The following is a 21,975-nucleotide window of genomic DNA, read 5'->3' on the forward strand; positions in this document are numbered from 1 at the left end:
CAGGCGCCTCCTCCTGCTCACGACAGGCGCGTAACGACGGCATCACAGCCCGGTTCTCCCTTGGGAACAGGGGGTGGACCGAACCGTTCCGGGTGTGGTGCGGGTGGTACAAAGAAGCCCCGCTCGACTGTCGTAACGCCGCGGAAGCCATGCCCGATTCGCTCCTTTCCGGGGGGAATTCAGAGATTTCTTGCACCTGATCCTCTGAGCCCAGCGGAATCGCGGGGGAGACCGGAACGGGCACCGGAACCGCACGAAGGGGGACGTGCTGATGACCCAGCCGCCCAGCCAGCAACCGCCGCAGGGGGGCTTCGGGGCTCCGCAGGAACCGCAGGGCACTCCCCAGCCGTCCCAGCCGCAGTCACCGCCGCCGGTTCCGCCGCAGGCGCCGCCCACCCCTCCGCAGACACCGCCCGCCGGGGCACCGCAGGCGCCCGGGGCGCAGCCGGGTTACGGCTACCCCCAGGCGCCCGGCCAGGCGGCCCCCGGTCCGTACGCCCAGCAGCCCGGTCCGTACGGCGCCCCGTCCGGGCCGTACGCCCAGCAGCCCGGTCCGTACGCCCAGCAGCCCGGACCCTACGGCCAGCAGCCCGGCGCGTACGGCCAGCAGCCCGGCTACGGCTACCCGCAGCAGCAGTACCCCGGCGCTCCCGCGCCCGGTGGCTCCGGCGGCGGCCCCTTCAAGGGCAAGCCCGCCGTCATCATCGGTGCGGCGCTCGCCGCGCTCCTCGTCGTCGGCGGCGGCGTCTTCCTCGTCACGAGCGGCGACGACGACAAGAAGGACCCCGTCTCCAAGTCCAGCAGCGCCCCCGTGGACCCGAGCGGGTCGGCCGAGGTCGACCAGGGCGACGGCAAGGGTGACGGCCGTGAGACGGACGACGACCTCAACGCCGGGCGCAAGGAGGGCGAGGCGAAGGTCCTCTGGCTGGCGAAGAACGACGTCGACCTGCCGCGCAACGGCAAGGAGGTGTTCGGCCCGTGGATCGTCGGTGACACGATCGTCAAGGGCATGTACCGCTCCGTCAACGGCTACTCGATGGCTGACGGCAAGCAGAAGTGGAGCCTGCCGCTGCCCGCCGACATGTGCGCGGCGCCCGGGAACCCCACGGCCGACGGCAAGATCGTCATCGGCGTGATGAACGGCACCACGGACAGGGCCGACTGCGCCGATCTGCAGATGATCGACCTCAACACCGGCAAGGCCGGCTGGAAGACGTCGGTCAAGAAGAACGGCACCTGGGACCTGCTGACCGACATCGGTCTGGCGATCAGCGGTGACACCGTGACCGTGGGCCGCACGAGCAACTCCAACGCCTACCGGGTCAGCGACGGCAAGGAGCTCTTCGGCAACCCGTCGGGCAACTGCAAGCCGTTCGCCTTCGCCGGTGGTCCCAAGCTCATCGCCGCCGCCAGCTGCCGCACCGACGACGTGAACAACCCCCAGCACCAGGTCCAGGAGATCGACCCGGCCACGGGGAAGGCCAAGTGGTCGTACCAGCCCGAGCGGGGCTGGGAGATCGACAAGGTCTACTCGGTGAACCCTCTCGTCGTCTCGCTGACCCAGCGGGAGAAGAAGAAGTGGGGCATCCTCGCGCTCAAGGAGAACGGGACGCTCAGGTCCCAGCTGATCAGTGACAAGGGGGACAAACTCTCCGTCGAGTGCGGACACGACTTCGCGGTCTTCGGGGAGAAGCTCGAAGGCTGCAGCGGGGTGGCCGCCGACGCCAACACCTTCTACATGATGACCGAGGACGACACCAGCGGCACCGGCCGCACCAACAAGGTCATCGCGTTCGACCTGAACACCGGCAAGACCAAGTGGAAGTCCGCGGCCCCCGCCGAGCGCACCATGAAGCCGCTGCGCATGGAGGGCGGCAACGTCCTGGTCTACGTGGAGCCCTCGTACGACAAGGGCGGGGCGATCGCGACGATCGCGCCCACCGGAGGCGCGCCCAAGGTGCTCCTGCAGCACCCGGACTCGACGACCCGGATCGAGAACTTCTTCTCGTCGAAGATCACCTACGCGGGCGGCCGTTCCTTCATCGTCAGCGACCGCGTCAGCGCGAGCAACGACGAGGAGGAGAAGGAGCAGACGACCATGATGGCTTTCGGCAAGTGACGGCCGACCACGGCAACCGCAGCCCTTCCTCCTCCGACTCCGCAGAGGTACGTACGCCATGACCCAGCCGCCCAACGAACCGCCCCAGGGCGGATTCGGCCCCCCGCAGGACCCGCCGCCCGGCGGATTCGGCGCACCCACCCCGCCGCCCGCCGACCCGCTCGCCAAGCAGCCCCCGGCCGCGCCGCCCACCCCGCCCGCAGGCGGCTACGGCAGCCCGCCGCCCCCGCCCGCCGGTGGATACGGCTCTCCGCCGCCCCCGCCGGCAGGTGGTTACGGGACCCCGCAGACCCCGGCGTACGGGTACCCCCAGGCCCCGCCCCCAGGCCAGCCGCCGACCCAGCCCGGCTACGGCTTCCCGCAGGGGCCGCCCCCAGGCCAGCCGCCGACCCAGCCCGGCTACGGCTTCCCGCAGGGGCCGCCGCCCGGACAGCCCGGCATGTCCCCGCAGCAGGTGCACGGCTACCCGACCGCACCGATGCAGCCGCAGTACGGCGCACCCCAGCAGCCCGGCGGCGGCAAGAAGTTCACCACCCAGATGCAGATCATCGTCGCCGCGGCCGTCGCCGTCGTACTGATCGTCGGCGGCGGAGTCTTCTACGCATCCAGCAGCGGTGACGAAGGCGGCAAGCAGGACGACGTGACCTCGGCCGGCACGAACGGCGGCGAGGGCAAGGGCGGCGAGGGCGACGGCCTGGCCGGCGGCACGGAGAAGGCCCCGTCCGACACCAAGGCCGAGGTCGGCTTCAAGCTGCCCCACCCGAAGGTCACCGACACCACGGCCGTCGACGGGTCCTGGGCCACGGACAAGGTCTACGTGAAGACCGGCGTCTACGAGGTCGTCGGTTACGACCTCGACAAGGGCACCAAGATCTGGTCCATCCCGCTCAAGGGTCAGGTCTGCGCCGCGTCTCGGCACATGAGCAAGGACTACAAGACGGCCATCGCGTTCCAGGAGGGCAAGCCGAGCGCCGCGGACAAGTACCCCTCCTGCAACCAGGTCGGAGCACTCGACCTCGCCACCGGCAAGCTCATGTGGAGCAAGTCCGTCACGTCGCCGTCCAGCGGTGACGAGCCCGTCAGGTTCGGCGAGGTCACGCTCAGCGGCACCACCGTCGCCGCGGGCGGCACCAGCGGCGGCGCCGCGTTCAACCTCGCCGACGGCGCCGAGCTCTGGAAGCCCAAGACCGACACCAACAACTGCTACGACATGGGTTACGGCGGTGGCGAGGCCCTCGCCGTGGTCCGCAAGTGCGGCAGCTACGACGACCCGCAGCTGACCATCCAGGCGCTCGACCCGTCCACCGGCGCGCCGCTCTTCTCCTACGCCATGCCGCCCGGCGTCGAGTACGCGAGCATCGTCTCCACCAAGCCGCTCGTCGTGGCGGCCGATGTCGGTGACACCGCCGGTGACGGCAGCAGCATCTCGGACTTCTTCTCCATCGACGCGGCCACCGGCAAGCTCATTGTCCGGATCTCGGCCGACGCGGACAAGTACGCCGCGGAGTGCGGCTCCACCGAGGTCGAGCAGTGCGGCTCCGTGGCCGTCGGCAACAACCGGATCTACGTGCCGACCGAGGAGCACGAGGGCGGCGGCGAGTACGGCGACACCAACGAGATCGTCGCCTTCGACCTCACCACCGGCAAGCTCGTCGGCGGCAGGGCGGACGCGGGTGACCGCTACACGCTGACCCCGCTGCGCATGGACGGTTCCAACGTCATCGCGTACAAGCGGCCGCCGTACGACAAGGGCGGCCAGATCGTGTCCATCGACGGCTCCACGTTCAAGGAGACCGTGCTGATGGTCAACCCGGACGACGAGACGGTGCGCGACGCGGAGACCAGCTTCTCCGTGGACTACGCCGAGTTCATCTACGAGAAGGGGCGGCTGTTCATCTCCGAGAAGATGGTCAGTGAGCCCAGCAAGTCCAGTTCGCTGGACGACAAGCAGTACCTCGTCGTCTCCTTCAGGACCGGCTGACCCGCCCGGCCCGCCTCCCGGGCCTTCCGCAACGGCCCTGCCGGTTGATCACCGACCGGCAGGGCCGGTCGTTTTCCGACGCGCATCCGGTCCTGAACGACGCAGAATTCGGCATTCCGGGGGGCTCCTGCCCGGTAATGGGCGCGTGGCGTCGAACAAGCGTGTAGCTTGCCGGGTCAGAGGGGCCGGGGGGCCTGTTCAGGGTTACGCAGCGGTACAGCGCTGTACACATGGGGGCTTTTCCGATGGGCGTGCGGCTCATGGTGGTCGATGACCACCGTCTGCTCGCCGAGGCACTCGCCTCGGCACTGAAATTGCGCGGACACCGGGTGCTCGCGGCGGCCGCGCCGACGTCCGGGGCCGCGGAACTGGTCGTCAGCAGGGCGCCGGAGGTCTGCCTGTTCGGCACGGCCGCGCCCGCCGAACCCGGGGCGTTCGACCCGATCACGAGGATCGGACGGGAGCGTCCCCAGGTGGCCGTGGTGGTGCTCGGCCCGGTTCCGAGCCCGCGCGGGATCGCCGCCGCCTTCGCCGCGGGAGCGGCCGGGTACGTCCGCCACGACGAACGCATAGAGGGCGTGGAGCGGGCCATGATCAAGGCCCGCGCGGGAGATGTCGCGGTCGCCCCGCAGCTGTTGCGGGGCGCGTTCGCCGAGTTGCTGCATCCGGCGGTCCAGCCGGACGACGAAGGGCAGCGGCTGCTGCGGATGCTGACCCCGCGTGAGGTCGAGGTGCTGGTCAGGGTCGCCGAAGGGGATGACACGCGGCTGATCGCGGCCCGCATGGGAATCGCGCCGAGCACCGCGCGCACGCATGTGCAGCGGGTGCTGATGAAGCTGGGCGTCGGCTCCCGGCTGGAGGCCGCCGCACTCGCCGCGCGTACGGGGCTGCTCGACCGGGCGGCGGCGGGAACACCGCGGGGGCCGGACGGCCTCGCGTGAACGCGTGATCGTCCGGCCCCCGCGGGGCGGTGCCGGTCAGCTCTCCGGCGTGCCGGGGGTCTCCTGGGGTACCTGGACCGGGCGCAGCTTCATCCAGATCAGGAAGAAGAGCCCGAGCGCCAGCATGGCCAGGCCGGTCCACAGGTTGATGTGGACGCCCTCGGCCTTCTTCAGGTCGGCTTCGGACGGGTCGATGCCGGCGATGGTGACGATCACTCCGTAGACCACGAAGAGACCGCCGATGATCCGCCGGATGTCGAAGAGCCTGGCCGCGGTCGCGGACGTGCGCTCCAGTTCGGAGACTTCCTTGTGCAGGTCGGACATGGTGAGTGCCTCCGATCAGAGCGAGTAGGGCAGGTAGCAGAGGGCGGCGAGGACGATGGCGCCCCAGCCGAGCAGTGCGGGCTTGCGGTACCAGGCGCTGTCGCCCTCCTCCGGAGCCTCGTCGGCGTCCGGGGACTCCGTCCCGTAGACCAGACCGGCCAGTTCGGCGTCGGGCTTGGGCGCGGTGAACAGGGTGACGGCGACCATGACGACCGCGCCGGCCACGAATCCGACGATGGCGGAGACGAAGTTGGCGCCCTGGTCGGACGGGATGTCGATGATGCCCTGCTCGTAGAAGACGAAGTAGTTCACCATCGCGGCCGTGGTACCCGCGACGAGGCCCCAGACACCCGACTTCATCGAGGCGCGCTTCCAGAACATGCCGATGATGAAGACGACGAACATCGGGACGTTGAAGAACGAGAACAGCGTCTGCAGGTACGTCATGATGTTGGAGAAGCTGGCGGCGATGAACGCCGTGCCGATCGAGGCCAGCACACCCACCGCGGTGATCAACCGGCCGAAGCGCAGGTAGTACTCGTCGGACTGGTCCTTCTTCACGTACCGCTGCCAGATGTCCGTGGTGAACACCGTGTTGAACGACGACACGTTGGCCGCCATACCGGCCATGAACGCGGCCAGCAGACCGGTCACCGCGATACCGAGCACGCCGTTGGGGAGCAGTTCCCGCATCAGCAGCGGGATGGCGTCGTTGTACGTGAGGCCGGATTCCTTCGACCCGATGTTCGGGACGACGACGGCGGCGACCAGGCCCGGGATCATCACCGCGAAGACGATGAAGATCTTCGGGAAGGCGGCGATCAGCGGGGTGCGCTTGGCGGCCGAGAGGTTCTTCGCGGACAGGGCGCGCTGCACCTCGGCGAAGTTGGTGGTCCAGTAGCCGAAGGAGAGCACGAAGCCGAGGCCGAGGATGATCGTCAGCCAGTTCGCCCCGAGCGGGTTGGCGTCACCGATGCCGGTACCGCCCCAGGCGGACATGAAGTCCGCGCCGTGCTGCTTCTCCAGCGAGCCGCTGAGGCCGTCCCAGCCGCCGACGCGCTTGAGGCCCAGGATGGTGAGGGGGATCAGCGCGGCGAGGATGACGAAGAACTGCAGCACCTCGTTGTAGATCGCGGAGGAGAGTCCGCCGATCGTGATGTAGAGCAGGACGAACACGCCGGCGACGACGATCGCGACCCAGCGCTCCCAGCCCAGCAGCGCCTCCACGACGATCGACAGGGCGTAGAGGTTCACGCCCGCGATCAGGATCGCCGCGAAGGCGAAGAGTATGGAACTCAGCAGGTGCGCCGACCTGTCGAAGCGCTGGAGCAGGAACTCCGGCACGGAGCGGACCTTCGACCGGTAGTAGAAGGGCATCATCACCAGGCCGAGGAAGACCATGGCGGGGATGGCGCCGATCCAGTACCAGTGCACGACCGCGACGCCGTACTGCGCGCCCGTGGCTGCCATGCCGAGGATCTCGGTGGCACCGAGATTCGCCGCGACGAAGGCCAGGCCGGTCACCCAGGCGGGCAGCGAACGTCCGGAGAGGAAGAAGTCGAGGCTCGTCTTCACGCTGGCCCGGGCGGCGAAGCCGATGCCGAGCACCACGACGAAGTAGATCGCCAGAATTGTGTAATCGAGCCCGTTCGTGGGGAGCCGGAGCCCTTCGGCCAGATATTGCATGGGGGGTACTCGCTTCGTTGCGCGAACTGAACCCGAGGGAACCTACGCCTTTGTGTTCAGAAACTGAACAGTTCCAGTGGCGTTCTTTGTTTGATCGTGATCGGGCGAGTTGAAATGTCCTGATCTGGCCGACTGTGGGTGCGAGCTCCCCACAGGACTCAGTGGCATTGACGCGCTGTGTTTACTTGTGATTTGTTATGTGCGGTTCTGTTTAGAGGGCCTCACATGGAGGAGCCTGGTGAAGAAGACGGTTACGACCCTCGCCGACGGCCGCGAGCTGATCTACTACGACTCCGCGGACGACACCGTCCGCGACGCCGTCGACCCCCGGCCGCTGGATGCCGTCTCGACGTCCTCGGAGATCCGCCGCGACCCCCTGCTCGGCGACTCGGTGGCCATCGCCTCGCACCGGCAGGGACGCACCTACCACCCGCCGGCCGACGAGTGCCCGCTCTGCCCCTCACGCGAGGGCCGTCAGAGCGAGATCCCCGACACGGACTACGACGTCGCCGTCTTCGAGAACCGCTTCCCCTCCCTCGCCGGTGACTCCGGCCGCTGCGAGGTCGTCTGCTTCACCTCCGACCACGACGTGTCTTTCGCCGGCCTCACCGAGGACCAGGCGGCCCTGGTCCTGGAGGCCTGGACCGACCGGACGGCCGACCTCGCCGAGCTCCCGCAGGTCGCCCAGGTGTTCTGCTTCGAGAACCGGGGCGCCGAGATCGGCGTCACCCTCGGCCACCCGCACGGACAGATCTACGGCTACCCCTTCGTCACCCCGCGAACCGAGCAGATGCTCCGCTCGATGGAGACCCACCGCGCCGGGACCGGCCGGAACCTCTTCGACGACGTCGTCGCCCGGGAACTGGCCGACGGGGAACGCGTGGTCCTGGAGACCGAGCACTGGGTCGCCTTCGTGCCGTACGCCGCGCACTGGCCCTACGAGGTCCACCTCCACCCGCGCCGCCGCGTCCCCGACCTGCGGGAACTCGACGAGGCCGCGCGCACGGAGTTTCCACAGGTCTATCTGGAACTCTTGAGGCGATTCGACCGGATCTTCGGCCCCGGCCAGCCGCCGACCCCGTACATCTCCGCGTGGCACCAGGCCCCCTTCAGGGTGCCCGGCCGTGAGGAGTTCGCGCTGCACCTCGAGTTGTTCACCATCAGGCGGACCACCGGCAAGCTGAAGTTCCTCGCGGGCTCCGAGTCCGGCATGGGAGTGTTCATCAACGACGTGCCGCCGGAGGCCGCGGCCCAGCGACTGCGAGAGGTAGCGAGCGAGTGAGCAACACCGCCAAGAAGTACCTGGTGACGGGTGGCGCGGGATACGTCGGCAGCGTCGTCGCCGCACACCTGCTGGAGGCCGGTCACCGCGTGACCGTCCTCGACGACCTGTCGACCGGCTTCCGTGAGGGCGTCCCCGAGGGCGCCGAGTTCATCGAGGGCCGTATCCAGGACGCCGCCGAGTGGCTGGACGCGTCCTACGACGGCGTGCTGCACTTCGCCGCGTTCTCCCAGGTCGGAGAGTCCGTCGCCGACCCCGAGAAGTACTGGGTCAACAACGTCGGCGGCACCACCGCCCTGCTCGCCGCCATGCGCGACGCGGGCGTGCGGACCCTGGTGTTCTCCTCCACCGCCGCGACCTACGGCGAGCCGGTCTCCAGCCCCATCACGGAGACCGACCCCACCGCCCCCACCAGCCCCTACGGCGCCTCCAAGCTCGCCGTCGACCACATGATCAGCGGCGAGGCGACCGCCCACGGACTGGCCGCCGTCTCCCTGCGGTACTTCAACGTCGCCGGCGCCTACGGCAGCTGCGGCGAGCGCCACAGCCCCGAGTCGCACCTCATCCCCCTGGTCCTCCAGGTCGCCCTCGGGCAGCGCGAGTCGATCTCCGTCTACGGCGACGACTACCCGACCCCGGACGGCACCTGCGTACGCGACTACATCCACGTCGCCGACCTCGCCGAGGCCCACCTGCTCGCCCTGGAGGCGGCCACCGCCGGCGAGCACCTCATCTGCAACCTCGGCAACGGCAACGGCTTCTCCGTGCGCGAGGTCATCGAGACCGTCCGCCAGGTCACCGGCCACCCTGTCCCCGAGACCGCCGCACCCCGGCGCGGGGGCGACCCGGCCGTCCTCGTCGCCTCCGCCGCCTCCGCCAGGAAGCGGCTCGGCTGGCAGCCGTCGCGCGCCGACCTGGCCGCCATCGTCGCCGACGCGTGGACGTTCGCCCGCCGAGAGGAACCCACCGCACCATGACCGACAACGCCGAGCTGACCGCCTCCTTCACCGAGCTGTACGGGGCCGCCCCCGAGGGGATATGGGCGGCACCCGGGCGGGTGAACCTGATCGGTGAGTACACCGACTTCAACGGCGGCTTCGTCATGCCGCTCGCCCTCCCGCACCACGCCCGCGCGGCCGTCGCCCGCCGCACGGACGGACAGCTGCGCCTGCACTCCACCGACGTACCGGGCGGGGTCGTCTCCCTGCGCGTGGACGAGCTCGCCCCGCACTCCGGCCACGGCTGGGCCGCCTACCCCGCGGGTGTCGTCTGGGCGCTCCGCGAGGCCGGCCACCAGGTCACCGGCGCGGACATCCAGCTCACCTCCACCGTGCCCGTCGGCGCCGGCCTCTCCTCCTCGGCCGCCCTGGAGGTCGTCACCGCGCTCGCTTTGAACGACCTCTTCGAGCTGGGGCTCAGCGCCCCGGAGGTCGCCGTGCTCGGCCAGCGCGCCGAGAACGACTTCGTCGGCGTTCCCTGCGGCGTCATGGACCAGATGGCCTCGGCGTGCTGCACCGAGGGCCACGCCCTGTACCTCGACACCCGCGACCTCACCCAGCGCCAGGTCCCCTTCGACCTCGCCGCGCACGGGCTGCGGCTGCTCGTCGTCGACACCCGGGTCAAGCACGCCCTCGGCGACGGCGCGTACGCGGAGCGCCGGGCCGGCTGCGAGGCGGGGGCCCGGGCACTCGGCATCGACATGCTGCGCGACCTTCCGTACGAGGACCTGGGAACGGCCCTGGAGACACTCGTGGCGGCCGGCGAGGACGAGTCGGTCGTGCGTTACGTCCGCCACGTGGTGAGCGACAACCACCGGGTGGAGCAGGTCATCGCCCTGCTCGACGGGGGCGACGTGCGCGCGGCGGGCCCGGTCCTCAACGAGGGGCACGCATCGCTGCGCGACGACCTGCGGGTCTCCTGCCCGGAACTGGACCTCGTGGTCTCCGCGGCGAACGCGGCCGGGGCGCTCGGGGCACGGATGACCGGGGGCGGCTTCGGCGGCTCGGCGGTCGTACTCGTGGAGGAGGCCATGGCCGACACCGTCGCCAAGGCCGTCACGGAGGCCTTCGGCGCGGCCGGTCACGCCGCCCCAGGAGTCTTCCCCGCGGTTCCCTCCGCCGGGGCCCGGCGGGTCGCTCCAGCTGCTTGACCAGGATGAACTCCGCGACGCCGGGCGGGTAGTCCTCCACCTCGCCGACCACCTCGTACCCCTGCTTCCGGTAGAAGTCCGGGGCCTGGAACCCCCAGGTCTCCAGCCGGGAGCGGGTACAGGCCCGGTCCTCGCGGGCGAGGCGCTCCGCCTCGGCGAGCAGCCGCGCGCCGAGGCCGAGCCCGCGGTGGCGGCCGTCGACCCAGAGCAGGTCCACATGGAGCCAGTACGCCCAGGTCCGTCCGCTCAGGCCGCCGGCCAGCCCGCCCGCGTCGTCCAGGAGCCAGACGTCCAGCGGGACTTCGTGCCCGGCGGAGGTGGAGTGCAGGGCGCGCAGCTCCGGTGAACCGTCCCAGTTGTCGGCGTGCAGTCGACGGCCCAGCAGAATACGACGTTCCTTGTCCACTTCGGTCTCAAGACGGAACATGAACAACACCCTAAACACGATGGGTGGTCAGTTCCGCGAATCCCCTTCCGGCGCCCACCGCCCGCCGTACGCTGATGCTCAGCACCGGTGGGGGCCGGTGCCGTTTCAGGGGACGAGACAGTCGGACACGACGCCCGGGGCGGGTGGCGGCCGGCACACGGCGGCGGCCGTGCGCCGGCGGTTCACCGGAGCGCTCCGGGGGTCGTGTCCGCCGCGGTCCGTCCCCGCCGGGGCCGGTCACGCACGGGGTGCCCCAGGAGTTCACACAGCATGGGGGTGTCTGTGGCGCGTATCCGGGTTCTGGTGGTCGACGACCACCGCATCTTTGCCGAGTCCCTCGCCGCCGCGCTCGCGGCCGAACCGGACGTCGACGTGTCCGCCGCGGGCAGCGGCCCGGCCGCGCTGCGGTGTCTGGAGCGTGCGGCCGCGGAGGGACGCCGCTACGACGTGATGCTGGTCGACGCCGATCTGGGTGTCCTCGCCCCTTCCGGCGCCCGTACCGTTCCCGCGCCGCGCGGCGCTCCGGACGGCGCACCGGCCGTCGGCCCCGTGGCCGGCCTCGTCGACGGCATCTCGCTGGTGGCCGGGGTGCGTTCGGGGCAGCCGCACATCCGGACGGTGGTGCTCGCCGAGAGGGACGATCCGCGCAGGGCCGCGGCCGCCCTGCAGGCCGGGGCGTCGGGCTGGGTGGCCAAGGACTGTTCGCTGCAGCGTCTGCTGACCGTCATACGGGGTGTGCTGCGCGACGAGACGCATCTGCCGGCCGCCCTGCTGACGGGTGTCCTGCGGGAGCTGACGGCGGCGCGCAAGCACCGCACCGAGAGCGAGCAGCTCGTCGAGTCGCTGACGCCCCGCGAGCGTGAGGTCCTGCGCTGCATGGTGGCGGGTCTGGGCCGCAAGGCGGTCGCGGAGCGGCTGTTCCTGTCGCCGCACACGGTGCGCACGCACATGCAGAACGTGCTGGGGAAGCTGGGCGTGCACTCGACCCTGGCCGCCGTGGCGCTGGCCCGTCGGGCCGGGGTGGGCCCCGCCTCGCTAACCGGGGACGTTGTCGAACGGGGCGGTCAGCTGGCGTAGCAGTCCGGCGAGTTCGGCCCGCTGCCGGCGGGAGAGCTCGCCCAGGATGGCGCGCTCCTGGTCGAGCAGCCCGGCCAGCGACTGGTCGGCCTTGTCGCGGCCCAGGTCGGTCAGCCGGACCAGGACGCCGCGGCGGTCGTTCGGGTCGGGCAGCCGTTCAACCAGGTTCTTCTTCGTCAGACGGTCGATGCGGTTGGTCATCGTGCCCGAGGTGACCAGCGTCTGCGTGAGCAACTGGCCGGGGGAGAGCTGGTACGGCGCTCCGGCGCGGCGCAGCGACGTCAGGACGTCGAATTCCCAGGGCTCCAGCTGGTGCTCGGCGAAGGCGATCCTGCGGGCCCTGTCCAGGTGCCGGGCCAGGCGGGAGACGCGGCTCAGGACCTCGAGTGGTTCCACGTCGAGGTCAGGGCGCTCGCGGCGCCATGCAGCGACCAGTCGGTCGACCTCGTCCTCCATGTCGATCAGTGTAGAGGGTCCCTCGACATGAAGTCTCTTGAATTCAAGTGTCTTGACATCAAGAGATACTCGTGATGATTCTGGCCCATGACCGCACCGACCTGGGACCCCCAGCAGTACCTCCGCCACGCCGACCACCGCACCCGGCCCTTCCGCGACCTCCTGGCCCACATCGGGCCCCTGCCCCACGAACCGGCCCCCCGCATCGCCGACCTCGGCTGCGGCGCCGGGAACGTCACCACGCTCCTCGGTGACCGCTGGCCCGCCGCCCGCATCACGGGATACGACAGCTCACCCCACATGCTCGAACGGGCCCGCACCCACGCAGGCCCCCTCCTCGACTTCGCCGAGGCCGACGCCGGCACCTGGACGCCCACCGAGACCTACGACCTCATCGTCTCCAACGCCCTCCTCCAGTGGGTCCCCGGCCACACCGCCCGCTTCCCCCACTGGCTGGACGCGCTCACCCCCGGCGGCACCCTCGCCTTCCAGGTCCCCGGCAACTTCGACGCCCCCAGCCACACCCTCATGCGGGAACTCGCCGAATCCCCCCGCTGGCACGACCGCCTCGCCGGCCTCCTGCGCCACGCAGACGCCGTACACACCCCGGCGCACTACCTGGAGCAGCTCACCGCGCCCGGACGCACCGCCGACGTCTGGGAGACCACCTACCTGCACCTCCTGAAGGGCGAGGACCCCGTCCTCGACTGGGTCAAGGGCACCGGCCTGCGCCCCCTCCTCGACGCCCTCGCCGACGACCCCGAGGCCCGCGACGCCTTCCTCGCCGAGTACCGCGACCTGCTGCGCACCGCCTACCCGGCGGGCCCGCACGGCACGGTGTTCCCGTTCCGCCGGATCTTCGCCGTCACCCGCACCGCCGGGTGACCTCGGCCGCCGCGCGCTCAGAGCGCGTCGAGCGCCTCCGGCGAGATGTCGAGGTCGACGGGGAACGGGACCCCGGTCTTCAGCCGGTCGTGGTGGATGCCCGTCAGGGCGTACGCCTTGTTCACGGGGTCCAGCTCGTAGACCCGCACCACCGGATGCCGGTCGCTCCCGGCCATCTCGACCAGCCAGAAGTTCAAGATGCCCGCCGCGGCGTACTTCTGCGGCTTGGTGTCACGGTCACGGGCCTCGGAGTCGGGGGAGACCACCTCGACGGCGAGGAGCACGTCGGCCGCCTCGAAACGGGTCAGCTCCCGCCCCGTGACCGCCTCGGCCCGCACGACGCAGACATCCGGCTCGGGGGCGTTGCGCCGGTCGAGGACGACGGTCATCTCCCTGACGATCTTCAAGTCGCGTGGCGCACTGCTGCGCAACCCGTACGTCAGCAGGTCGATCATCCGGCTGTGAAAGATGCGCTGCGGACTCACAAAAACCAGGCTCCCGTCGAGCAATTCCGTGTGCGGCGGGAGATCGGGCAGCGTGAACAGGTCGTCCACGGTGTATCCGTCCTGCGGGGGCACCGGCCAGCGGCTGCTGTGCCCGGCGATCGGCTCGGCGGTCATGATTCCTCCCATGGACGGGATTCTGGTCCTGCTCCACCACAGTAGGGTCCGGTCCGCGGCCGCGTCATCACAACGAGTGATCGCGTGCGCACCGCGACCGGGCTCAGTTCTTACGGTGGCCTATCAGCCGAGGCTTCGACTCCAGGTTCTCCAGCCCGTGCCACGCCAGATTCACGAGATGGGCGGCGACCTCGGCCTTCTTCGGCTTCCGTACGTCCAGCCACCACTGGCCGGTCAGCGCCACCATCCCGACCAGGGCCTGGGCGTACAGCGGGGCCAGCTTCGGGTCGAAGCCCCGGGCCTTGAACTCCAGGCCCAGGATGTCCTCGACCTGCGTGGCGATGTCGCTGATCAGCGACGCGAAGGTGCCCGTGGACTGTGCGACCGGGGAGTCGCGGACGAGGATCCGGAAACCGTCGGTGTACGTGTCGATGTAGTCGAGCAGCGCGAACGCGGCCTGCTCCAGCAGCTCACGCGGATGCCCCGCGGTGAGCGCGCCCGTCACCAGGTCCAGCAGCTGGCGCATCTCGCGGTCGACCACGACGGCGTACAGGCCCTCCTTGCCGCCGAAGTGCTCGTACACCACCGGCTTGGAGACTCCGGCGCGCGCCGCGATCTCCTCCACCGAGGTGCCCTCGAAGCCCTTGTCGGCGAACAGGGCGCGCCCGATGTCCAGGAGTTGCTCGCGGCGCTCCTTGCCCGTCATGCGGACCCGCCGGACCCGTCGGGTGGGGGCAGGCACGCTCTTCTCGCCGCTTGTGCTTCCGTCGGTCGCCACGTCGTCAATCATGCCGGGTCGGCGGCCGCGGGCTTGCGCCGGGAGGCGATACGTGAGGCGTCGGGCCACCGGACGTCGTGCGCCCAGCCCAGCTTCTCGAACCAGCGGATCAGCCGGGCGCTGGAATCGATCTGCCCCCTCATCACTCCATGACGCGCGCTCGTCGGGTCCGCGTGGTGCAGGTTGTGCCAGGACTCGCCGCACGAGAGCACGGCCAGCCACCACACGTTCCCGGAGCGGTCACGTGACTTGAAGGGCCGCTTGCCGACCGCGTGACAGATCGAGTTGATCGACCACGTCACGTGGTGCAGCAGCGCGACACGGACCAGGGAACCCCAGAAGAAGGCGGTGAACGCACCCCACCACGACATGGTGACCAGGCCGCCGACCAGGGGAGGGATCGCCAGTGAGAGGACCGTGAAGCTGAGGAAGTGACGCGAGATCGCGCGGATCGCCGGGTCCCTGACCAGGTCGGGGGCGTACTTCTGCTGCGGCGTCTGCTCCTCGTTGAACATCCAGCCGATGTGGGCCCACCACAGGCCCTTCATCAGCGCCGGGAGGTTCTCGCCGAACCGCCACGGCGAGTGCGGGTCGCCCTCGGCGTCGGAGAAGCGGTGGTGCTTGCGGTGGTCGGCCACCCAGCGCACCAGCGGGCCCTCCACCGCCATCGAACCCGCGACGGCCAGGGTGACGCGCAGCGCACGGTTCGCCTTGAACGAGCCGTGCGTGAAGTAGCGGTGGAACCCGATCGTCACGCCGTGGCAGCCCCAGTAGTACATGACCACCAGAAGACCCAGGTCGAGCCAGCTGACACCGCGGCCCCAGGCCAGCGGCACCGCCGCGACCAGGGCCGCGAACGGCACCACGATGAACAGCAGCAGCGCGATCTGCTCGACCGAACGCTTCTTGTCGCCGCCCAGCGTGGCCGAGGGGGCTGCTGGGCCGCCTGCCGCCGCGGGCAGGCCGTCGTCGATCACTTCGGGGCTGGTGGGCATTGGGGAGTCCCCTGTGAGGTGAGGAAATATGACGGTATGAGTGGGCTACGCTTCCGTAACCTACGGAAACGTAAGTATGGCAGCGAAGAGGCTCACGACACGAGACCACCGCCGCGACCACCCTTGTGCGGCGAGGCACCCCACCCTTCGGGCGCCCCGATCCGGGCCACCCCGCAGGGCAGCGAGCACGCCGGACGGCCGGACACCTATCCTGGGTGCGTCGGACAGCGCGGTCCGCACTCTGCACACCCGGGGTGCCCCGTCAGCACCGCGAGCGCCCCGGCCTCCCCTGACAGACGTGCTCAACCACTGCAAGGAGCCGCACACTGTGAGCAGTGCCGACCAGACCCCTGCCGCCAACACCGAACTGCGGGCCGACATCCGCCGCCTCGGAGACCTGCTGGGCGAGACCCTCGTACGCCAGGAGGGCCAGGAACTCCTCGACCTCGTCGAACGCGTCCGCGCCCTGACCCGCGAGGACGGCGAGGCAGCGGCCGAGCTCCTCGGCGACACGGACCTGGAGACCGCCGCACAGCTCGTGCGCGCCTTCTCCACCTACTTCCACCTCGCCAACGTCACCGAGCAGGTCCACCGCGCCCACGAGATGCGCGACCGCCGGTCCGCCGAGGGCGGGCTCCTCGCCCGCACCGCCGACCGCCTCAAGGACGCCGACCCCGACCACCTGCGCGAGACGGTCAAGAACCTCAACGTCCGGCCCGTCTTCACCGCACACCCCACCGAGGCCGCACGGCGCTCCGTACTCAACAAGCTCCGCCGCATCGCCGAACTCCTCGAAACCCCGGTCATCGAGGCCGACCGCCGACGCCAGGACATCCGGCTGGCCGAGAACATCGACCTCATCTGGCAGACCGACGAACTCCGCGTCGTCCGCCCGGAGCCCGCCGACGAGGCGCGCAACGCCATCTACTACCTCGACGAACTCCACGCCAACGCCGTGGGCGACGTCCTGGAGGACCTGGCCGCAGAGCTGGAGCGCGTCGGCGTCGAACTGCCCGCCGGCACCCGCCCGCTGACCTTCGGCACCTGGATCGGAGGCGACCGCGACGGCAACCCCAACGTCACGCCCACCGTCACCTGGGACGTGCTCATCCTCCAGCACGAGCACGGCATCACCGACGCCCTCGAACTCGTCGACCAGCTGCGCGGACTGCTCTCCAACTCCATCCGCTACACCGGAGCCACCGACGAGCTCCTCACCTCGCTCCAGACCGACCTGGAACGCCTCCCCGAGATCAGCCCCCGCTACAAGCGGCTGAACGCCGAGGAGCCCTACCGGCTCAAGGCCACCTGCGTCCGCCAGAAGCTCGTCAACACCCGCGAACGCCTCGCCTCCGGCACCCCCCACCGCCCCGGCTGCGACTACCTCGGCACCGCCGAACTCATCGCCGACCTCGCGCTCATCCAGACCTCCCTGCGCGCACACCGCGGCGGACTCTTCGCCGACGGCCGCATGGACCGCACCATCCGCACGCTCACCGCGTTCGGCCTCCAGCTCGCCACCATGGACGTCCGCGAACACGCCGACGCCCACCACCACGCGCTCGGCCAGCTCTTCGACCGCCTCGGCGAGGAGTCCTGGCGCTACACCGACATGCCCCGCGACTACCGGCAGAAGCTCCTCGCCAAGGAACTCCGCTCCCGCCGCCCCCTCGCCCCCACCCCGGCCCCGCTGGACGCCGCGGGCGAGAAGACCCTCGGCGTCTTCCACACCATCAGCCAGGCCTTCGAGCGCTTCGGCCCCGAAGTCATCGAGTCCTACATCATCTCGATGTGCCAGGGCGCCGACGACGTCTTCGCCGCCGCCGTCCTCGCCCGCGAGGCCGGACTCATCGACCTCCACGGCGGCTGGGCCAAGATCGGCATCGTGCCGCTCCTGGAGACCACCGACGAGCTCAAGGCCGCCGACGTCATCCTCGACGAGATGCTCGCCGACCCCTCCTACCGACGTCTCGTATCGCTCCGCGGCGACGTCCAGGAGGTCATGCTCGGCTACTCCGACTCCTCCAAGTTCGGCGGCATCACCACCTCCCAGTGGGAGATCCACCGCGCCCAGCGCCGGCTCCGCGACGTGGCCCACCGCTACGGCGTACGCCTGCGCCTCTTCCACGGCCGCGGCGGCACCGTCGGCCGAGGCGGCGGCCCCTCGCACGACGCGATCCTCGCGCAGCCCTGGGGCACCCTCGAGGGCGAGATCAAGGTGACCGAGCAGGGCGAGGTCATCTCCGACAAGTACCTCATCCCCGCCCTCGCCCGGGAGAACCTGGAGCTGACCGTCGCGGCCACCCTCCAGGCCTCGGCGCTCCACACCGCACCCCGCCAGTCCGACGAAGCACTGGCCCGCTGGGACGCGGCCATGGACACCGTCTCCGACGCCGCCCACGACGCCTACCGCAAGCTCGTCGAGGACCCGGACCTGCCCGCGTACTTCCTCGCCTCCACCCCGGTCGACCAGCTCGCCGACCTGCACCTGGGCTCCCGGCCCTCCCGCCGCCCCGGCTCGGGTGTCTCGCTCGACGGCCTCCGCGCCATCCCGTGGGTCTTCGGCTGGACCCAGTCACGGCAGATCGTCCCCGGCTGGTTCGGCGTCGGCTCCGGACTCAAGGCACTGCGCGAAGCCGGACTCGACACCGTCCTGGACGAAATGCACGAACAGTGGCACTTCTTCCAGAACTTCCTCTCCAACGTCGAGATGACCCTCGCCAAGACCGATCTGCGCATCGCCGGCCACTACGTCGACACACTCGTCCCCGACGAGCTCAAGCACGTCTTCGACGTCATCCAGGCCGAACACGCACTCACCGTGCAGGAAGTCCTCAAGGTCACCGGCGGCAAGGAACTCCTCGACAGCAACCCGGTGCTCCAGCAGACCTTCGCCATCCGCGACGCCTACCTGGACCCGATCTCCTACCTCCAGGTGTCCCTGCTCGCCCGCCAGCGCCAGGCCGCCGAACGCGGCGAGGAAGCGGACCCGCTCCTCGCCCGCGCCCTGCTGCTCACCGTCAACGGCGTCGCCGCCGGCCTCCGCAACACCGGCTGACCCCACTCGGGACGACCGCGCGGGTGCGGTCCTGTCAGAGGGCGACGAACGTCGCCGTCAGCAGGACCGCACCCGCGATCCCCGCCCACCACGCCGTCCGCGTCAGCCGCATACCGCCGCCGATCACCAGGGCGGCCAGCACCAGCGCACCGCCCAACGGCACCCAGGAATGCAGGAACCCCGGCGTCCCCGTACGCACCACGTCCCCGGTTCCGGGCTTCACCACGACGGGGAATCGATCCCCCTTCCTCGCCGCGACCGACCGCTCCACGGTCACCGAGGTCCGGTCCGGCGAATCGGCGTTCGGCGAGAACGACCCCGTGCAGGTGTCCTCACCGCACGACGTCACCACCATCGTCCCGTGCTCACGGCCCTTCGCCAGAACGATGTGGTGCGCGGTGTCCCACGACGACCACACGCCCGCGGCGAGCAACAACAGGACGACACAGCCCGCGGCGAACGTACGGCCATGGGCCAGCAGCCGGTGCGAGGAACTCCGCTTCATGGGGGCAGATCCTTGGGCAGAGCCCTGCCGTCGTCAACCTGCGGCCGGAAAACACCCGGGAAGCAACGGGAATGTCAGGAGTTGTACGCGGACTGAGCCCGCTCCAGGCCCTCCGCCAGCAACGACTCCACCGCATCCGCCGACCGGTCCACCAGATACGCGAGCTCCTTGCGCTCCCCGGACGAGAAATCCTTCAGCACGAAGTCCGCGACCTGCATCCGTCCCGGCGGCCGGCCGATCCCGAACCGCACCCGGTGATAGTCCGGACCCATCGCCTTCGTCATCGACTTCAGCCCGTTGTGCCCGTTGTCACCGCCGCCGAGCTTCAGCCGCAGCATCCCGAAATCGACGTCCAGCTCGTCGTGCACCGCCACCACATGGTCCGTCGGCACCTTGTAGAAGTCCCGCAGAGCCGTCACCGGACCACCCGACAGATTCATGTACGACATCGGCTTCGCCAGCACCACACGACGGCTCAGCGGCCCGGGCGGACCGATCCGCCCCTCCAGCACCTGCGCCTGCGCCTTCTGCGCCCGCTTGAACTTCCCGCCCATCCGCTCCGCCAGCAGATCGGCCACCATGAAGCCCACGTTGTGACGGTTCGCCGCGTAGTCGGGACCCGGATTGCCGAGGCCCACGATCAGCCAGGGGTCGGTGGCGTCGGACATCAGAACTCGGTCTCCTCGCAGTGCGTACATACCGTGCGTACATACCGGTCGATACAGGGAAACGGGGCGGCGGAACCCCCGGAAGGGAACCGCCACCCCGTCAGTCAAGCAGGTGGGGCGAGGCTCAGGCCTCGGCACCTTCGGTCTCGGTGCCCTCGCCCGCGGACTCCTCGGCCTGCGCGGCGACGACCTGCAGCACGATGGCGTCCTCGTCACCGGCCAGCACGGCGCCCTTGGGCAGCGTGATGTCCTTGGCGACGATCGAGTCACCCGCGTCCAGACCGGCGACGGAGACCGTGACCGACTCGGGGATGTGGGTGGCCTCGGCCTCGACGAGCAGGGTGTTCTGCACGTACTCCAGCAGGTTGGCACCCGGCGCCAGGTCGCCCTCGGCGTGCACCGCGATCTCGACGTTGACCTTCTCGCCGCGCTTCACGGTCAGCAGGTCGACGTGCTCGATGTTGCCCTTGATGGCGTTGCGCTGCACGGCCTTCGGGATCACCAGGGCGTCCTTGCCGTCGATCTCCAGACCGATCAGGACGTTGGCGGTACGCAGAGCGAGAAGCAGCTCGTGGCCCGGCAGGTTGATGTGGACCGGCTCAGCACCGTGGCCGTAGACGACCCCGGGAACCAGGTTGGCGCGACGGGTACGACGGGCAGCGCCCTTGCCGAACTCCGTACGGACCGTTGCGTCGAGCTTGATCTCAGCCATGCTGCACTCCTCGTAAGGTGACGAAAAAACCGATGGTCACCCGGCCCACGACAGGCCTGCTACGAAGAGCGCGTCGATAACGGACCACCGATTCCCATGACCACGCATGAGAACGGCCTCCCTCGCCGAGCAACTCACTGAGTCTACCCGGCGGGGAGGCCGCACCCAAAGTCGATCACCCGCAGGCGGTCGTCCGGAGGCCACGCTCCGGAAAGAGGTCACCCGAAGGTGATCAGCCCTGCTCCTCGAAGAGGCTCGTCACCGAACCGTCCTCGAACACCTCACGCACCGCACGCGCGATCGTCGGAGCGATCGAGAGCACCGTGATCTTGTCGATCTCCAGCTCACCCGGCGTCGGCAGCGTGTCCGTGAACACGAACTCGCTCACCTTCGAGTTCTTCAGCCGGTCCGCGGCCGGGCCGGATAGCACCCCGTGCGTCGCCGTCACTATGACGTCCTCGGCACCGTGCGCGAACAGGGCGTCCGCGGCGGCGCAGATCGTGCCACCCGTGTCGATCATGTCGTCGACCAGCACACACACCCGGCCCTCGACGTTACCGACGACCTCGTGGACGCTCACCTGGTTCGGCACGTCCTTGTCACGCCGCTTGTGGACGATCGCCAGCGGCGCGTCCAGACGGTCGCACCAGCGGTCCGCGACCCGCACACGGCCGGCGTCCGGAGACACGATCGTCAGCTTCGACCGGTCCACCTTCGCACCCACGTAGTCCGCCAGGATCGGCAGCGCGAACAGGTGGTCCACCGGGCCGTCGAAGAAGCCCTGGATCTGGTCCGTGTGCAGATCGACGGTGAGGACACGGTCCGCACCCGCCGTCTTCATCAGGTCCGCCACCAGACGGGCCGAGATCGGCTCACGACCACGGTGCTTCTTGTCCTGACGGGCATAGCCGTAGAACGGGACGATCACCGTCACCGACCGCGCCGACGCACGCTTCAGCGCGTCCAGCATGATCAGCTGCTCCATGATCCACTTGTTGATCGGAGCCGTGTGGCTCTGGATCAGGAAGCAGTCGGCGCCACGGGCGGACTCCTGGAAGCGGACGTAGATCTCACCGTTGGCGAAATCGAAGGCCTTCGTCGGCACGAGACCGACACCCAACTGGTGTGCGACCTCCTCGGCCAGCTCGGGGTGGGCGCGGCCGGAGAAGAGCATCAGTTTCTTCTCGCCGGTCGTCTTGATCCCGGTCACAGCACAGTCTCCTCAGACGTGTATCTGGCACCGCGCGCATGGGTCCCGAAGTGCGACGAGCCAGCCGAAATGGGTGAGCATCTATCACGGTACGCCGCCTTT

At 69.8% G+C, this 21,975-nt stretch carries 19 protein-coding genes and 1 pseudogene; 9 read left to right on the plus strand and 11 right to left on the minus strand.

All coding sequences use genetic code 11. The annotated features are described in order from the left end of the window. Positions 1 to 271: 271 nt before the first annotated feature. The 3 genes from LWJ43_RS19035 (at position 272) to LWJ43_RS19045 (ending at position 5,041) form a co-directional block, all read left to right on the plus strand. Positions 272 to 2,119, plus strand: coding sequence for an outer membrane protein assembly factor BamB family protein (locus LWJ43_RS19035; RefSeq protein ID WP_277333436.1), 1,848 nt, complete (start codon positions 272 to 274; stop codon positions 2,117 to 2,119). A 58-nt stretch (positions 2,120 to 2,177) separates the two neighbouring features. Beyond that, positions 2,178 to 4,100: an outer membrane protein assembly factor BamB family protein gene (locus LWJ43_RS19040; RefSeq protein WP_277333437.1), complete on the plus strand. Its 1,923-nt coding sequence runs from the start codon at positions 2,178 to 2,180 to the stop codon at positions 4,098 to 4,100. Positions 4,101 to 4,345: 245 nt separating this feature from the next. Beyond that, entirely contained in the window at positions 4,346 to 5,041 is a 696-nt protein-coding gene (locus LWJ43_RS19045; RefSeq protein WP_277333438.1) for a helix-turn-helix transcriptional regulator, read from the plus strand. A gap of 36 nt (positions 5,042 to 5,077) precedes the next feature. Here LWJ43_RS19045 and LWJ43_RS19050 read toward each other — a convergent pair whose 3' ends face one another. Together LWJ43_RS19050 and LWJ43_RS19055 are read right to left on the minus strand one after the other, a co-directional pair. Then, the gene (locus LWJ43_RS19050) at positions 5,078 to 5,365 is read right to left on the minus strand and encodes a hypothetical protein (protein WP_277333439.1); all 288 of its coding nucleotides are present in this window, start codon (positions 5,363 to 5,365) and stop codon (positions 5,078 to 5,080) included. A gap of 15 nt (positions 5,366 to 5,380) precedes the next feature. Then, positions 5,381 to 7,051 (minus strand): sodium:solute symporter family protein, encoded by a 1,671-nt coding sequence (locus LWJ43_RS19055; RefSeq protein ID WP_277333440.1) that lies wholly within the window; start codon positions 7,049 to 7,051, stop codon positions 5,381 to 5,383. Between the two features lie 238 nt (positions 7,052 to 7,289). On the opposite strand from LWJ43_RS19055, the gene galT reads away from it, so the two are divergent. The 3 genes from galT to galK are packed head-to-tail and all read left to right on the plus strand — an operon-like array spanning position 7,290 to position 10,482. Beyond that, on the plus strand, positions 7,290 to 8,333 hold the full coding sequence (gene galT / locus LWJ43_RS19060) for a galactose-1-phosphate uridylyltransferase (protein ID WP_277333441.1): 1,044 nt from the start codon (positions 7,290 to 7,292) through the stop codon (positions 8,331 to 8,333). Beyond that, positions 8,330 to 9,310: a UDP-glucose 4-epimerase GalE gene (galE, locus tag LWJ43_RS19065; protein WP_277333442.1), complete on the plus strand. Its 981-nt coding sequence runs from the start codon at positions 8,330 to 8,332 to the stop codon at positions 9,308 to 9,310. Before galT ends, galE begins: the two co-directional genes overlap by 4 nt. Then, positions 9,307 to 10,482, plus strand: coding sequence for a galactokinase (galK, locus tag LWJ43_RS19070; RefSeq protein WP_277333443.1), 1,176 nt, complete (start codon positions 9,307 to 9,309; stop codon positions 10,480 to 10,482). Before galE ends, galK begins: the two co-directional genes overlap by 4 nt. Here the strand turns inward: galK and LWJ43_RS19075 are convergent. Further along, positions 10,472 to 10,909, minus strand: a pseudogene (locus LWJ43_RS19075) (GNAT family N-acetyltransferase); the annotation flags it as partial. The gene galK and the pseudogene LWJ43_RS19075 overlap by 11 nt on opposite strands. A 270-nt stretch (positions 10,910 to 11,179) precedes the next feature. Between LWJ43_RS19075 and LWJ43_RS19080 the strand changes: the two are divergent. After that, complete coding sequence (locus LWJ43_RS19080) at positions 11,180 to 11,986, plus strand: response regulator transcription factor (RefSeq protein WP_277333444.1); 807 nt, start codon at positions 11,180 to 11,182, stop codon at positions 11,984 to 11,986. Here the strand turns inward: LWJ43_RS19080 and LWJ43_RS19085 are convergent. Next, positions 11,945 to 12,442, minus strand: coding sequence for a MarR family winged helix-turn-helix transcriptional regulator (locus tag LWJ43_RS19085; protein ID WP_014155800.1), 498 nt, complete (start codon positions 12,440 to 12,442; stop codon positions 11,945 to 11,947). The genes LWJ43_RS19080 and LWJ43_RS19085 overlap by 42 nt on opposite strands. 87 nt (positions 12,443 to 12,529) lie before the next feature. Here LWJ43_RS19085 and LWJ43_RS19090 point away from each other — a divergent pair, with 87 nt between their 5' ends. Next, positions 12,530 to 13,327: a trans-aconitate 2-methyltransferase gene (locus LWJ43_RS19090; protein ID WP_277333445.1), complete on the plus strand. Its 798-nt coding sequence runs from the start codon at positions 12,530 to 12,532 to the stop codon at positions 13,325 to 13,327. A 17-nt stretch (positions 13,328 to 13,344) separates the two neighbouring features. Here LWJ43_RS19090 and LWJ43_RS19095 read toward each other — a convergent pair whose 3' ends face one another. From LWJ43_RS19095 to LWJ43_RS19105, 3 genes are all read right to left on the minus strand, one after another. Next, a complete protein-coding gene (locus tag LWJ43_RS19095; protein ID WP_277335932.1) occupies positions 13,345 to 13,947 on the minus strand; it encodes a Uma2 family endonuclease in 603 nt (200 codons plus the stop codon). A 103-nt stretch (positions 13,948 to 14,050) separates the two neighbouring features. Continuing rightward, entirely contained in the window at positions 14,051 to 14,737 is a 687-nt protein-coding gene (locus LWJ43_RS19100) for a TetR/AcrR family transcriptional regulator (protein WP_277333446.1), read from the minus strand. Then, the gene (locus LWJ43_RS19105; protein ID WP_277333447.1) at positions 14,734 to 15,720 is read right to left on the minus strand and encodes an acyl-CoA desaturase; all 987 of its coding nucleotides are present in this window, start codon (positions 15,718 to 15,720) and stop codon (positions 14,734 to 14,736) included. The genes LWJ43_RS19100 and LWJ43_RS19105 overlap by 4 nt, the downstream gene beginning before the upstream one ends. A gap of 328 nt (positions 15,721 to 16,048) precedes the next feature. Here LWJ43_RS19105 and ppc point away from each other — a divergent pair, with 328 nt between their 5' ends. Beyond that, on the plus strand, positions 16,049 to 18,778 hold the full coding sequence (ppc, locus tag LWJ43_RS19110; protein ID WP_277333448.1) for a phosphoenolpyruvate carboxylase: 2,730 nt from the start codon (positions 16,049 to 16,051) through the stop codon (positions 18,776 to 18,778). A gap of 34 nt (positions 18,779 to 18,812) precedes the next feature. Here the strand turns inward: ppc and LWJ43_RS19115 are convergent, their stop codons facing one another. From LWJ43_RS19115 to LWJ43_RS19130, 4 genes are all read right to left on the minus strand, one after another. Next, positions 18,813 to 19,283: a hypothetical protein gene (locus LWJ43_RS19115; protein WP_277333449.1), complete on the minus strand. Its 471-nt coding sequence runs from the start codon at positions 19,281 to 19,283 to the stop codon at positions 18,813 to 18,815. A gap of 74 nt (positions 19,284 to 19,357) precedes the next feature. Continuing rightward, a complete protein-coding gene (pth, locus tag LWJ43_RS19120; protein ID WP_277333450.1) occupies positions 19,358 to 19,951 on the minus strand; it encodes an aminoacyl-tRNA hydrolase in 594 nt (197 codons plus the stop codon). A 124-nt stretch (positions 19,952 to 20,075) separates the two neighbouring features. Beyond that, complete coding sequence (locus LWJ43_RS19125) at positions 20,076 to 20,663, minus strand: 50S ribosomal protein L25/general stress protein Ctc (RefSeq protein ID WP_277333451.1); 588 nt, start codon at positions 20,661 to 20,663, stop codon at positions 20,076 to 20,078. A gap of 232 nt (positions 20,664 to 20,895) precedes the next feature. After that, complete coding sequence (locus LWJ43_RS19130) at positions 20,896 to 21,873, minus strand: ribose-phosphate diphosphokinase (RefSeq protein ID WP_014155809.1); 978 nt, start codon at positions 21,871 to 21,873, stop codon at positions 20,896 to 20,898. Positions 21,874 to 21,975 lie beyond the last annotated feature (102 nt).

Source organism: Streptomyces sp. JH34, from assembly GCF_029428875.1.
Taxonomy (GTDB): domain Bacteria; phylum Actinomycetota; class Actinomycetes; order Streptomycetales; family Streptomycetaceae; genus Streptomyces.